The 14,387-nt window shown below is 45.9% G+C and carries 10 protein-coding genes and 5 pseudogenes; 13 read left to right on the top strand and 2 right to left on the bottom strand.

What is annotated here, in order from left to right; translation table 11 throughout:
- Positions 1-66 precede the first annotated feature (66 nt).
- Positions 67-384, top strand: coding sequence for a transposase (locus ACYF68_RS10365; protein WP_461046725.1), 318 nt, complete (start codon positions 67-69; stop codon positions 382-384).
- Positions 381-1,226, top strand: a complete 846-nt coding sequence (locus ACYF68_RS10360; protein WP_461047586.1) for an IS3 family transposase — start codon at positions 381-383, stop codon at positions 1,224-1,226. The genes ACYF68_RS10365 and ACYF68_RS10360 overlap by 4 nt, the downstream gene beginning before the upstream one ends.
- Before the next feature lie 76 nt (positions 1,227-1,302).
- Here the strand turns inward: ACYF68_RS10360 and ACYF68_RS10355 are convergent, their stop codons facing one another.
- Entirely contained in the window at positions 1,303-1,785 is a 483-nt protein-coding gene (locus tag ACYF68_RS10355; RefSeq protein ID WP_461046723.1) for a hypothetical protein, read from the bottom strand.
- A gap of 146 nt (positions 1,786-1,931) precedes the next feature.
- On the opposite strand from ACYF68_RS10355, the gene ACYF68_RS10350 reads away from it, so the two are divergent.
- The 5 genes and pseudogenes from ACYF68_RS10350 to ACYF68_RS10330 all read left to right on the top strand — a co-directional run bounded on the left by ACYF68_RS10350 (position 1,932) and on the right by ACYF68_RS10330 (position 7,016).
- Positions 1,932-2,231: an Fpa/YlaN family protein gene (locus ACYF68_RS10350; RefSeq protein WP_344701086.1), complete on the top strand. Its 300-nt coding sequence runs from the start codon at positions 1,932-1,934 to the stop codon at positions 2,229-2,231.
- A gap of 30 nt (positions 2,232-2,261) precedes the next feature.
- Positions 2,262-2,624: an FtsW/RodA/SpoVE family cell cycle protein gene (locus ACYF68_RS10345; RefSeq protein ID WP_461046720.1), complete on the top strand. Its 363-nt coding sequence runs from the start codon at positions 2,262-2,264 to the stop codon at positions 2,622-2,624.
- A complete protein-coding gene (locus tag ACYF68_RS10340; protein WP_461046718.1) occupies positions 2,567-2,755 on the top strand; it encodes an FtsW/RodA/SpoVE family cell cycle protein in 189 nt (62 codons plus the stop codon). The genes ACYF68_RS10345 and ACYF68_RS10340 overlap by 58 nt, the downstream gene beginning before the upstream one ends.
- A gap of 14 nt (positions 2,756-2,769) precedes the next feature.
- Positions 2,770-3,446: pseudogene (locus tag ACYF68_RS10335) on the top strand (FtsW/RodA/SpoVE family cell cycle protein).
- 132 nt (positions 3,447-3,578) lie between these two features.
- The gene (locus ACYF68_RS10330) at positions 3,579-7,016 is read left to right on the top strand and encodes a pyruvate carboxylase (protein ID WP_461046716.1); all 3,438 of its coding nucleotides are present in this window, start codon (positions 3,579-3,581) and stop codon (positions 7,014-7,016) included.
- Between the two features lie 99 nt (positions 7,017-7,115).
- Here the strand turns inward: ACYF68_RS10330 and ACYF68_RS10325 are convergent.
- Positions 7,116-8,009 (bottom strand): annotated as a pseudogene (locus ACYF68_RS10325) (COX15/CtaA family protein).
- Between the two features lie 310 nt (positions 8,010-8,319).
- Between ACYF68_RS10325 and cyoE the strand changes: the two are divergent.
- The 6 genes and pseudogenes from cyoE (at position 8,320) to ctaG (ending at position 14,368) form a co-directional block, all read left to right on the top strand.
- Positions 8,320-9,240: a heme o synthase gene (cyoE, locus tag ACYF68_RS10320; protein ID WP_461046713.1), complete on the top strand. Its 921-nt coding sequence runs from the start codon at positions 8,320-8,322 to the stop codon at positions 9,238-9,240.
- Positions 9,241-9,271: 31 nt separating this feature from the next.
- Positions 9,272-10,402: a cytochrome c oxidase subunit II gene (coxB, locus tag ACYF68_RS10315; RefSeq protein WP_380571762.1), complete on the top strand. Its 1,131-nt coding sequence runs from the start codon at positions 9,272-9,274 to the stop codon at positions 10,400-10,402.
- Between the two features lie 2 nt (positions 10,403-10,404).
- Positions 10,405-12,320 (top strand): annotated as a pseudogene (locus ACYF68_RS10310) (cytochrome c oxidase subunit I).
- Positions 12,320-12,945: pseudogene (locus tag ACYF68_RS10305) on the top strand (cytochrome (ubi)quinol oxidase subunit III). The pseudogenes ACYF68_RS10310 and ACYF68_RS10305 overlap by 1 nt, the downstream one beginning before the upstream one ends.
- A gap of 1 nt (position 12,946) precedes the next feature.
- Entirely contained in the window at positions 12,947-13,288 is a 342-nt protein-coding gene (locus ACYF68_RS10300; protein WP_380571755.1) for a cytochrome C oxidase subunit IV family protein, read from the top strand.
- 127 nt (positions 13,289-13,415) lie between these two features.
- A pseudogene (ctaG, locus tag ACYF68_RS10295) lies at positions 13,416-14,368 on the top strand (cytochrome c oxidase assembly factor CtaG).
- The last annotated feature ends 19 nt before the right edge of the window (positions 14,369-14,387 follow it).

Genomic DNA, 14,387 nt, shown 5'->3' with positions numbered 1-14,387 from the left:
AGACAATATAAAACACCTTCGAAATGGTACAATGTTCATCAAGTACTGAATCGGAGGTGTTTTTGCATGGGCAAAAACGTATATTCAAGTGAGACCAAGTGGGCAGTGGTCAAAGCGAAAATGGCGGGTGAATTGACTACAAATGAAATTATGGAGAAATACGGCATCAAGAATAAATCTCAAATTTCCACATGGGTCAGATGGTATAAGCAAGGGGAACTTTATCGATTTGATCAACCGATTGGAAAGCAGTATACCTATGGACATGGTCCTGAAGCGCGCTCAGCTGATGAACGAAAAGATCGTCAGATTGAACATTTGAAGATGGAGAACGATATTTTAAAAAAGTATATGGCGATCGAAAAGGAGTTGAAAAAGAAATAGTTCTGACACTTGTTGAAAGAATGCAGACCAAATACACGACTACTGCCATTTTAAGTGCATTGCTTGTGCCGCGTTCAACCTACTACCGATGGCGATCGGAAGCCACTGATTCATCGTTGACCGATGTCGAGCGGACAATCATTGATATATGTGAGTCGACGAAGTATCGATACGGCCATCGCAAGGTGAGAGCGTTGTTGCAGCGAGACTACAATATCAAAAGGAATCGGAACACTGTGCAGCGCATCATGCAGAAATATCATCTACAATGCCGGATTAAGCCGAAAAAGAAATGGCAGTCACAAGGGGAAACCATTATTATCGCACCCGATCGAATCAAGCGTGACTTTCAGGCTGCCGCGCCCAACCAAAAATGGGTCACGGACATTACTTACATCCAATACGGGCGCACTGTGCAGTACCTGTCAACGATTATAGATCTTTACAACAATGAGATTGTCGCAGCCAAATTGTATAATCATCAGCAGACGCCATTAGTGCTGGATACACTGAAAGAAGCTTTGGAGAAACGGGCACATCCTAAAGGCGTGATCATTCATTCGGACCAAGGGAGTGTGTATACATCATATGCCTATCAGTCATATGTAATGGAAAATAATCTGGTGAGCAGCATGTCCAGACGCGGGAACTGTTGGGATAATGCGGTCATCGAATCGTTCCATTCTAACCTGAAGTCTGAAGCGTTTATATACACCAGATTCAATTCACTCAGTAATGTTGAGACGATTTCACGTGTGAATCAATACTTAAAGTACTATAACGAAGAAAGAATACAAGAAAAATTAGGCTACCTTCCTCCAATTCATTTTGGAGGAAGGTAGCCTAATGAAGGTGTTTTATATGTGTCTCATACTGCTAGGTCAGTCTAATAGGCTGATTTTTTTATTATTCAAACGCTTATTCAAACGCGATGCCGGTAACATGCACAAGCTTTTCTTCCATATTACCATCCTTGATGACCAGCACATCGATCATGCCGTCATCATAGATGCGCTTTCCATCCTGACTGAAATGGGCATAATATGTATCACGTGCATTGAAGGGAAGAGTAGTCGTCCCCTCGTCATGTGTGAACACTATCATGGCATCTTCGCCCTGATGGGGCTCGGTATATTCCAGGAAAGGCTTTAGGCAAATGATGAAAGTGCCTTCTAGAAGTTCTTTATTTTTGAACTTTTTCTCGGTTTTCAAAGTAGGCGGTTTAGTCGTGCCCTCAATGATCTGCCTGTTCCATTCTGTGCTGTCTGAAAAATTGATCTGTTCCTTTTCGGGTTCCTGAGCCAACACCTTTTCAAGTTCTTCTTTGCGGTCGTCGAATATCCATGTGGATGGGTCGAGTGTAATCTGGTAACGTACATTGCCCAATATTTGTATAATCATCTGCATTCTCTCCTTACTGCTTAATTATAGCAGAAATATATGTATTGTTTAAGCTGTTTCAATCGTATCATACTCTTGTATTTACTTGCTTTTTTGCTGTTCCTGATATAAAATTTTATAGAGAGTTTATAGAAAGGGGTAATTTCGTGTCCACTAAAGATGAATTGAGCAGACAGGCTTATGAACAGCTGGAAAAAGATGCCGAAAAGATTGTCCAGCTGATCGAAGTGCAGATGGACAACTTGACAATGCCCCAATGCCCGGTCTATGAAGAGGTTTTGGACACACAGATGTTTGGATTATCAAAAGAGGTCCATTTCGCTGCAAGACTTGGCCTGATCGATCCCGAAGACGGACATGCCGTATTGGAGAAACTGGAAAAGGAAGTATCCAAAGTGCACGAAGCATATATGGAAAAGGAAAAATTCGAGTCTAAAGAAATATAATCTTTAGACTTTTTTAAATGAGGCGATAAATTGTCATACATAAAAGACTTCTTCGACTACGTAAAAGTATACTCCAAACACGTTGATTTCGTCATCGTGATCAGCTATATCCTGCTAAGCCTCATCGGTCTCATCATGGTCTACAGTGCGAGCATGGTGATCGCATCGAAAAGCGATATTACAGGCGGGAATCCTGAACATTATTATATCAGACAACTGTTCTCCATAATTCTCGGTTTCATCGTCGTATTCATCATGACCTACTTCATGTCTGGGGAGTTTCTGCGCAATAAATACTTCCAGATTGCAGCGACGGGGGTATTTTTGTTCTTCTGTTGTTTACGGCTTTCTTCGGTACAGAGGTTAATGGGGAAAGGAACTGGATCCGCTTAGCGGGCTTCAACTTCCAGACTTTGGAGTTTTTCAAGATAGTGACCATTTTATATCTGGCGTACATATACGATAGGAAGAAAGACCGCCTCAAGCAACTTGAGGCAGGTCATCTGGTGCCTTGTTGTTCATAGGTTTCTGTACGACGATGGTCATCTCGAACGATTTCGGCACCGGGCTCGTCATCACTGGCATCATTGCAGGGATATTCCTATATTCCGGCATCTCGATCCGATTTCTCGCCAAGGCGGGCGGGGTAATCGCCATGGCGGCAGTAGCGATAGGCATCATCATCTTTATGATTAAGGGGAGTATCCTCTCGCCTCACCAGCAGGCCCGCATAGACACGTTCCTCCATCCATTCAATGATCCGACCGGGACGGGTACCAATTGACGAATGCGTTGGTATCCATATCCCATGGCGGCATTTTCGGCAATGGGCTGGGCAATGGTGTAATGAAGCTCGGCTATCTTCCAGAGCCGCATACTGACTTCATATTTGCGGTGGTGGCAGAAGAGCTGGGGCTGATTGGGGTAATATTCATCCTACTCCTGTACTTGGTCCTTGTACTGAAGGCATTATGGTATGCAGCAGTCTCAGAAGACATGTTCTATCGCCTCATCTGTGTAGGCGTCGCCATATACATCACCTTCCAGCTGTTCGTCAATCTCGGCGGCATCTCAAAGCTCATCCCGCTTACCGGTGTGCCGTTGCCGCTGCTCAGTTATGGGGGCTCGTCATTCCTCAGCATATCCATCGCAATCGGCCTGCTCATCATTTCGGCCAAACATGTTAAAAAACAAAAGACGCTGACTAACCTATAGACCAGAATTCATTTTCTGCTTTTTTTGATCACGATCTTTTGCCCTCATTTACAAATTAGGAGAAACAATGAATTGGATTGTATATTTTTTGAATATTTATTATAATTAAAATGATAATAGAGGAGGAATGTCATGAATAAAATCAACAAACTGATGGTTGCCAATAGGGGAGAAATCGCTATCCGTATCTTCCGCGCCTGTACGGAGCTCGATATTACTACAGTAGCGATATACAGTAATGAGGATAAAGGGGCATTACATAGATACAAGGCCGACGAAGCATATCTTGTCGGCGAAGAGCTGTCGCCTACAGAGAGTTATCTGGATATCGAAGCCATCATAAAAGTGGCGAAAAAAGCAGATGTGGATGCCATACATCCAGGTTATGGCTTCTTGAGTGAGAACATGACGTTCGCGAAACGTTGTGAAGAGGAGGGCATCATATTTGTCGGACCAGAGCAGCGTCACTTGGATATGTTCGGCGATAAGGTCAAAGCACGCGCAACAGCGGTGGCTGCCGGACTCCCGATCATCCCCGGTTCAGACGGCGCAGTCCAGTCATTCGAAGAAGTAGAACAGTTCATTGAAAAGCATGGGCTGCCGGTCATCATCAAGGCCATATCAGGTGGCGGCGGGAAAGGGATGCGTATCGTTGATGAAGGCGATGATGTCAGGGACAGTTACGACCGGGCCAAGAGTGAAGCATCCAAATCCTTCGGCAACAGTGAAGTCTATCTTGAAAAGTATATCGCCACTCCGAAGCATATCGAAGTCCAAATCATTGGAGATGCTGAAGGCAACGTCCTCCACCTCTATGAACGCGACTGTTCAGTCCAGCGCCGCCACCAGAAGGTTGTGGAAGTGGCGCCGTCAGTCGGTCTGAGTGAAGAGATGCGTGCGAGAATCTGCGGGGCGGCAAAGGACATGGCTGAAAAAGTCGGCTACATCAACGCCGGAACCATTGAATTCCTGGTGGCTGGAGACGATTTCCATTTCATTGAAGTGAACCCGCGCGTACAGGTCGAGCATACGATTACAGAAATGGTTACCGGCATCGACATCGTCAAAACACAAATCCAAATAGCCGACGGCAATACGCTTTTCGGGGAAGCAATCAACCTGCCGCGGCAGGAAGACATTCCATTGATGGGATATGCTGTCCAGTGCCGGATCACCACTGAAGATCCATTGAATGATTTTATGCCTGACACAGGGCAGATCATGGCGTACCGTTCAAGCGGCGGGTTCGGCGTACGGTTGGATGCCGGAGATGGTTTCCAAGGGGCGGTCATCTCGCCTTACTACGATTCGCTTCTGGTCAAACTTTCTACACATGGTCTCACATATAAGGATGCAAACGAGAAGATGCTGCGCAGCCTGAAGGAGATGCGGATAAGGGGAATCAAGACCAATCTCCAGTTTTTGGCCAACGTCATCAGCAATGAGGATTTCCGGAAAGGAGATTATTCGACCAAATTCATCGACAACACGCCTTCACTTTTCGAGTTCGAGAAGCCAAAGGATAGGGGAACCAAGACGCTTGAGTACATTTCGACAATCACGGTCAATGGATTTCCAGGGGTCGAACAACGCCAAAAGCCATATTTCGATCCTCCACGCATGCCAGACTATGAACCGAAAATAGTGGAGGGAACAAAACAGATACTGGATAATGAAGGGCCGGAGGGCTTGGTCAGATGGCTGAAGGCACAAGAAGATGTGCTTTTGACGGACACCACAATGAGGGATGCGCATCAGTCATTGCTTACGACACGGATCCGCACTTATGACATGAAGAAGATTGCGCCCTATACGGCACATGATCTGAAGGATGTATTTTCCCTTGAAATGTGGGGAGGGGCCACCTTTGATGTTGCATATAACTTCCTTAAGGAAGATCCGTGGAGACGACTTGAGACATTGCGCAGTGAAATACCGAATGTCCTCTTCCAGATGCTCCTTCGCGCTTCCAATGCAGTGGGCTATAAAAACTATCCGGATAACGTCGTAGAGAAGTTTATACAGGAAAGTGCAGAGGCAGGCATAGATGTTTTCCGGATATTCGATTCCCTGAACTGGATGGAAGCAATGAAGCATCCGATCGAATCCGTGCTCAAAAGCGGTAAGGTGGTTGAAGCGGCCATCTGTTATACAGGGGATATCCTGGATCCCCAGCGTTCAGCCGTCTATACTCTGGACTATTACAAGAATATGGCCAAAGAACTTGAGGCGGAAGGTGCGCATATACTTGCGATTAAAGATATGGCAGGACTTCTTAAGCCGCAGGCAGCCTACGAGCTTATTGGGGAATTGAAGGCGACGGTGGACCTTCCAATCCACCTGCATACCCACGATACGAGTGGGAATGGCATCCTTATGTACCATAAGGCGATTGAAGCAGGTGTGGATGTGGTCGATACGGCGCTCGGATCATTAAGCGGTCTGACATCCCAACCAAGCGCGAACAGCCTATATTATGCACAAAGCAATCAAGACAGGAAGGTCCGCGCGGATATAGAAGGGCTTGAACGCCTCAGCGAATACTGGGAAGATGTCAGGAAGTATTATGTCGATTTTGAAAGTGACATCAAAAGTCCGAATACTGAAATCTACAGACATGAAATGCCGGGAGGTCAATACTCAAACCTCTACAGCCAGGCAAAGTCACTTGGACTTGGTGACCGTTATGGTGATGTCAAGAAGATGTACCAGAAGGTCAATATGCTGTTCGGCGACATCATCAAAGTGACCCCGTCATCCAAAGTAGTGGGGGATATGGCATTGTTCATGGTACAAAACGAACTCGATGAGGAAAGTGTCATCGAGCGCGGTCAGCACCTCGACTTCCCCGACTCAGTCGTCAGTTTCTTCAAAGGGGAAATCGGCAGGCCTGAAACGGGATTCAATGAAGCCTTGCAGAAAGTTGTGCTAAAAGGCAGCGAACCATTGAGTGTACGAGCAGGCGAGGTGATGGAACCTGTAGACTTCGATCAGCTACGTGAAGAAGTGGCCGAATTCTGCGAATACAAGATCACCGAGAAGGATGTATTGTCCTATGCGCTCTATCCGAAAGTGTTCAAAGACTTCATCATGACCAACAACAAGTGGGGCAATGTTGAAGTATTGGATACGCCGACCTTCCTGTTTGGAATGCGTAAGAATGAGCAGCTTGAGATTGAAATAGATAAGGGCAAGACGCTGATCGTAAACTTATTATCGATCGGGCATGTGCACGAAGATGGTTACCGTTGGATGTATTTTGAATTGAACGGTTTCCCACGCAAGGTCTATATAAATGATGAGAGTGTCGAATCGAAAGAAGCAAGGCTCAAAAAAGCCGACCCTGCAAGCATAAGCGATATCGGGGCGCAGATGCCCGGTACCGTGAGTACGGTGAAGTATAAAGCAGGGGAGACATTCAAAAAAGGAGAGGTCATCATAATCACAGAAGCAATGAAGATGGAAAGCTCTGTAAAGGCACCCTTCGACGGCAAAGTGACAGAGGTATTTGTCGAAGCGGGTGATAAGGTAGCCTCGATGGATCTTATGATGACCGTGGAAAAAGCGTAAGGTGAAATTCTGGAACATATAAATGCGTGCCCTTCATCTCTTGATTAGTAGATGAAGGGCACGCATTTTGTTTTATAATTTCTGTTTACAACCACCATATCACTTGGAGCGGTACAGTAGAAGTATGAAGTAGCAGAGCAGTCCGAACAGTAGCGTGATAAATAGGGCATGCAACAGGGCGATGAAGATGTTTACCAGCGTGAATACGCTGAGCATGCCGGTGGTCGCCTGCAGTAGGACAAGGACGAATGCAATAATCCAGCCATACTTCAGGACTCTATATTTACTGTAGTGCTTAAGGACATGAAGCATGATGATGAAGATCCAGATGATGATGACCCGGCCAAAACCCGGTGTCCCATCTGCACCCATTCATAGAATGTATCGGCCCATAGCTTGCCGGGACTACAGTGCGGCCAGCTCAAACAGGCAAGTGATGAGTCGGTGTGCCTGACCAGAGCGCCGCTGTAGACAACAAGGTAAATATAGATTGTCAGAAATATGGTGTGGTATCTGAGATAAGGTCCAATGACCAGGGTTTGCGCCTCAAACTTCTGATCGACTTCGAACACGAGGAGCGTCAAGAGGAAGACTGATGCAAAACTGATCAGTGAAATCCCGAAATGGGCTGCAAGTACGAAGTCATTCTGACCCCACATCACAGCTGCAGCGCCAAGGAGCGCCTGGATGATGATGAACGCGATACTCAGACCCACCAGGAATTTGGTTTCTTTTTTATGGGCCATCAGCTTAAGGGCCATAAAGCTCAGTACACCAACCAGTATGATCGCAATACCAGATACCCCGCGGTGGGCCAGTTCTATAATCGTCTCAATCGGCCACTCGCTCGGGATGATGCGCCCGTGGCATAGGGGCCAGGACTGGCCACAACCATCCGCGGAGCCTGTTTTGGTTACCAGAAGCGCCGCCTATCTGAACGAACACCATCGAAAGCGTGGTGATGACAGCAAGTATTTTTAAATTTTTATACAATGGTAACACCTCTATAGCTCTTATGCTGTTAGTAGTCACAAATATTCAATATATATGAAAGAACTTGTCTTCGCAATCATTAATATTTTTAATTGCTCTTAACAATTCTAGAATATATGGTAAAATCGATTATGTACAACAAACAACTATTCCCAGTATAAAACATATTCGGAATAAGAATGTGGCACATTGATGAACAATTTTTGAACAATATAAAATGTAACGATTTTATTTCAAAAATATATAGTAAATGTGTCATGTTTAATTTATCATTATTTGTAATGTATCTGTGGTGAAAGGAGGCGTATGAATGCAAAATGATGTATATGGTAATGATGTGCATCATGGTAATAGGGCGATGACCTATAAGGCGGTCAAAACTCTTGTCAAGGATGGTATAATCAAAGCGAATTTGATTCCGGCCTTTGCTGCAGGTTTTCTGGCTGTCATGTACTACAACCAGTCTTTCTTCTCGAATGTCCCGCTTCTGCTGCTGATGGTTGCAGCGACTGCTCTTGTGATAGGCGGTGTAGCTGCACTGAACAACTATTATGACAGGGACATAGACATGATCATGGAATCGAAGCAGTCCCGTCCGAGTGTAGATGGCACTTTCTCAGGGCGAGACATACTGTACATAGGATTTGGATCATTCATCATTGGAGAAATACTTCTTTTCATGATCAACATGACTGCTGGAACACTTGGATTGATCGCTGCTTTTGGATATGTAGTCGTCTATTCCATTTATGCGAAAAGGCATCTGGTGTTGAACACCGTCATCGGGTCGATACCCGGGGCGATGCCGCCACTCATCGGTTGGGCAGTAGTAGACCCTGGTCTGCATGTGCTCGCCTGGGCGATGTTCGTTGTCATGTTCCTCTGGCAGCCTCCACACTTCTATGCATTGGCTATCCGAAGAAGCGAGGAATACAGTAAAGCCAGTATACCGATGCTTCCATCTGTGAAAGGAAACCGCCGGGCTAAGGCGTCAATCATCTTCTGGGTGGCGCTGCTACTGTTTACTCCGCTCATGATGACGGAACTTGGGCTATGGTTCGTGATTCTTGCGACCGCACTGAACATCACCTGGTTAGTCATAACATTGAACAAGTTCCGCCCGGCCAAAGATGATTACCGCCATGCCGGCAGGGTCTTCATCTTCTCGTTGAATTACATCATCATTTTTTTCGTAATGATCATTGTTGCCGGCCTATTAGGGAATTTTTAAAAGCTCAAGTATGAAAGAGAGGTCTATTTAAATGAAAAATCGTTGGATGAGCGCCAAATGGATTGGTCTTATCGTTTTCCTGGCGGCTTTTGCTTCCGGGTGCGGGAAGAATCATCTCAGTACGCTGAGACCAGCCGGTGAAATTGGACAAGAGCAATTCTATTTGATGGTGTTGTCTATAGCCATCATGCTACTCGTTGTAGTATCAGTCATAATCCTATTCTCTTTCGCAGTGCTGAAAAGCCGCAGAAGTAAATTAGGTGAAGACTACAAACCAAAAGATGTGGCTGGTAACCACGTATATGAAGTGATCTGGACTTCCATCCCAATTTTGCTCATCATCATCCTTGCAGTACCAACAGTCTACCTGGTCTTCAAACAAGGTGATGTCCGCGGCATGGAAAATGAAGATGGAGGAATCAATACAGAAGAGACAATCGTCAATGTCACCGCCAATCAGTACTGGTGGGAATTTGAATATCCCAACGAGGAAGTCGTAACAAGCCAAGAGCTTGTGGTACCTACCGACAGGAGAGTTTACTTCAACCTTAAGGGAGGCGACGTTAAACACTCATTCTGGGTACCGGCTGCCGGTGGTAAGCTGGATACGAACGTAGATGGAATCAACAGCTTCTATCTGGTGTTCGATGATGACAGTGCCGAAGAGTCCAACCGTCTCTTCTACGGAAAATGTGCGGAACTTTGCGGACCATCCCACGCGTTGATGGACTTTAAGGTAAAGGCATTGCCGGAAGAAGAATATGATCAATGGCTCGCTGACATGAAGGCTGTTGAGGAACCGGCCCAAGCATCGACGGACGATGCGGCTGAAGGCCAGGAAATCTTCAACAACTCATGTATCGGCTGTCACGCAGTAACACCGCAGGGCGCGGGTGCTGTAGGGCCTAACTTGGCGAACTTCGGAGACCGCGATCTCATCGCAGGCTTCCTTGAACATAACGAAGAGAACCTTGTCGACTGGATCAAAGATCCGGAATCCTTCAAACCAGGAAACAAGATGACGGATCAGTATGATCTGTCAGATGAAGAAATCGATAAGGTAGCGTCTTATCTGATGGAACTGAAAGTTGAAGAAGGTTCCGGAGATGTTGAATCTCTGAGGGAAAAACCTGAAGAAGATTCAGAAGAGGGAGGTAACTAGTAATGGCAACTACTGCTAAAAAGAAAGGCTTCGGTTCCGTAATCTGGGAATATATGACTACGGTCGACCATAAGAAAATCGCAATACTTTATTTGATTGCTGGTGGCTTCTTCTTCGTACTTGGCGGTATTGAAGCAATGCTGATACGTATTCAGCTCGCAGTACCGAACAACGACTTCCTATTGGAGGATTGTTCAACGAAGTCATCACAATGCATGGTACCACCATGATATTCCTGGCTGCCATGCCACTTTTATTCGCATTTATGAACGCTACTGTACCTTTGCAGATAGGAGCGCGCGACGTCGCGTTCCCATTCCTTAACTCGCTCGGTGTATGGCTGTTCATATTGGGTGGTATATTCATCAACCTATCATGGTTCCTTGGTGGTGCGCCGGATGCTGGTTGGACAAGCTACGCATCCCTATCCATCGACTCGCCGGGACACGGTATCGATTTCTACGCCGTTGGACTGCAGATTACAGGTGCCGGAACGCTGATATCCGGTATCAACTTCGTAACGACAATCATCAATATGAGGGCACCGGGTATGACATATATGAGGATGCCGTTGATGACATGGACGACATTAGTTGCATCAGTCCTGATCGTCTTTGCATTCCCACCGCTCACAATCGGTTTGTTCCTGCTCATATTTGACCGTATGTTCGGCTCCAGCTTCTTCCTGGTGGAGACGGGTGGTAATACGATAATCTGGGAGCATCTATTCTGGATCTTCGGACACCCTGAAGTTTATATCCTGATTCTTCCTGCGTTCGGGATATTCTCAGAAGTGTTTTCCACATTCTCCCGGAAAAGGCTGTTTGGGTACTCAGCAATGGTGTTCTCTACGGTACTTATCGGATTCTTCGGATTCATGGTATGGGCGCACCACATGTTTACAGTAGGTCTCGGACCGACTGCAAACGCCATATTTGCTCTTGCTACGATGGCGATCGCTGTCCCTACCGGTGTTAAAATATTCAACTGGATTCTGACCATTTGGGGCGGTAGCATTGAATTTACGACACCAATGCTCTATGGACTTGCATTCATACCGACTTTCGTCATGGGTGGTGTAACTGGGGTTATGCAGGGTGCTGCACCAGCAGACTACCAATACCATGATTCCTACTTCATCGTTGCGCATTTCCACTACGTCATCGTCGGTGGTGTGGTATTCGGACTGCTTGCAGGCCTCCACTACTATTGGCCTTTGATGTTCAGTACAATGCTCAGTGAGAAGCTTGGAAAAATCACCTTTGTACTTTTCGTGGCTGGATTCCACATTACGTTCCTGATCCAGCACTTCCTGGGTCTTTGGGGAATGCCAAGACGTGTGTTCACATACCTTGACGGGCAAGGATATAACACGGCAAACATGATTTCCACGATAGGTGCTGTAATGATGGCAATAGCAGTTGTAGTACTTGTCATCAACATCATCATCACAGTAGCGAAGAACAAACAAGTTGGACGCGATCCATGGGGCGACGGCCGTTCACTCGAATGGTCACTGCCAATACCTGTGCCGTACTACAACTTTGCACAGATTCCACTTGTCCGCGGAATGGATGCTTTCTGGATTGAAAAGGAAGCGAACGATGGCAAGATGATGCCGGCAGAGTCACTGGATGACTTCCATATGCCTAACAATTCAATCCTGCCATTTATAATGTCACTTGGTCTTTTCATCGCTGGTTTCGGAGCGCTCTACTTCGCTTCCGGTAAAGAATGGGCAATCTCGGCAGTTTCAGATATGCCGCAGCATCCTTGGGCGCTTTGGCTTCTAATTATCGGACTCGCCATCACTGCTGGCGCGATGATTACACGTTCACTTAAGGACGATCTTGGTTATTATGTCACTAAGGAAGAAGTATTAAGAGATCTTGAAGAAGAAGAAAGGGGTGCGAAATAATGGCTCACATGGAATATAATGTACCCAGTGAAAGATGGCCTGTCCATCCGGAAACTGCGACGCTTGAAGGCAAGAACAAGTTTGTCGGATTCTGGATTTTCCTAGCAGGTGAGACTGCGCTGTTCGCATCTCTCTTTGCAACCTATCTCGCATTGAAAGATTCAGTTCCAGGAGATGACCATCTTCTGCTGCTGAACTCTTCGCTTTGCCGCTTGCTTTCGTCATGACGATGTTCCTCCTGACTTCATCACTTACAAGTGTGTATGCGGTCTACCATATGAGGAACAACAACTTTAAGCAGATGCAGTTGTGGCTTGCCGTTACTGTGTTGCTTGGACTCGGTTTCCTATCCCTGGAAATTTATGAGTTCGTAGAGTATGTACATCTTGGACATACATTCAGAACCAGTGCATTCGGTAGCGCCTTCTACTTCCTGCTTGGCACGCATGGTTTCCACGTAGCGATCGGTTTGGTCTGGATCACTGGTCTCATCCTCCGCAACGCCAAGCGAGGCCTATCAGTCTATACGGCGGCTAAAGTCAATACAGCTGCACTTTACTGGCACTTTATCGACGTTGTGTGGGTATTCATCTTCACAATAGTTTACTTGCTGGGAGTGATGTAATATGGCAGAAATCAAACAGGAACCGCTGTCCAAGTCGAAGCTTGAGTATTTGCGCACTCAACGTACGAAAGAGATGCGTCAGCAGATGGTCTCTTTCGGTATGATGATCTTCCTGACCTTTGTTGCATTTGGAATGGTGGCAATGGATCTTGATTCAAGATTTGTCATCCCGATCGTGCTGTTCATGGCTGTAGTACAAGTTATTCTTCAGTTCTACTACTTCATGCATATGAAAGATAAAGGTCACGAGTTCGCTAAACTATTCATCATGACAGGTATGTACTTCGGTATTGCGTTCGTTGTAACTTTCCTATATATCACTTGGATTGGAAGCCCAATCTAAATAATAAAGGCCGGCGTATATGCCGGCCTTTATTTTGTCATTATATTGTCATGCACCCACCTTGCCTTAAGGCTAATCGGAATCTATAATTAACAGTAAGTGATATTAAAAAAAGGGATGATCCTAAATGGACAATTTATCATCTATATCTATATTCGGTTTCGTTGCCAACTGGAGTCCGTACTATTTCAGTTTCGTTGTATTTATGACTGTCGTCTATTTTCTGTTGACAAGAAAGTGGTACAGTAATTTTGAAGGCGGACGCCCATCCACCAACAGGGAGGCAACGACGTTTGGCATTGCCATGGTACTGCTCTACACGATGTATGGCTCACCAGTCGATATTCTAAGCCACATCCTATTCAGTTTCCATATGCTGCAGATGGCTTTTGTATTCTTACTGATAGCGCCGCTCCTATATTTCGGTGTGCCTGCTTATCTTTGGACATATTTCGTTAACTTGCCGGGCTTCAGGCAATTTTTCGCGATTGCCAAAAAACCTCTTGTACCGCTGATTCTATTCACCGGGATTTTCTCGGTATACCATCTGCCGATCGTCCTCGATTACCTGAAACAGGAGCCAATCCTACATGGATCATTTAACGTGCTGCTGTTCATGTTGGCACTGCTCATGTTCTATCCGGTCTTCAACAAAGTTGAGCCCGAGGAGAAGCATATGGGGGATTGTTCAAACTCCTTTATATATTCGGCATCGGGGCGTTGTTGACGCCTGCATGTGGTCTAATCATATTTGCCGAAAATGCAGTGTATTCAACATATACCGATGGTGACGCATGGCTATCTGCCATGGAACTATGTGTACCTTCAGGTGTGTTGGATGGACTGAAGGGGCAAGGACTCATCTCTGGGCCCGAGTACTTCACAAACGCTTCACCACGGATGGACCAGCAGACAGGTGGAGTGATCATGAAAGTGCTTCAGGAAATCTTCTTCGGTTTCATGCTAGGCCACCTATTCTTCAAATGGTATAGGGATGAGCGTAAAGACGAAGACGAAGTAACGCGTCGTTCGATTGAAGAGGCGCGTCTGCAAAAAGAACTTTTCAACCAATACAGATAACAGAGTTAGGAGCGTCTTA

Source organism: Salinicoccus sp. CNSTN-B1 (assembly GCF_054792835.1).
This window is presented reverse-complemented; position numbering and strand designations above follow the sequence as displayed.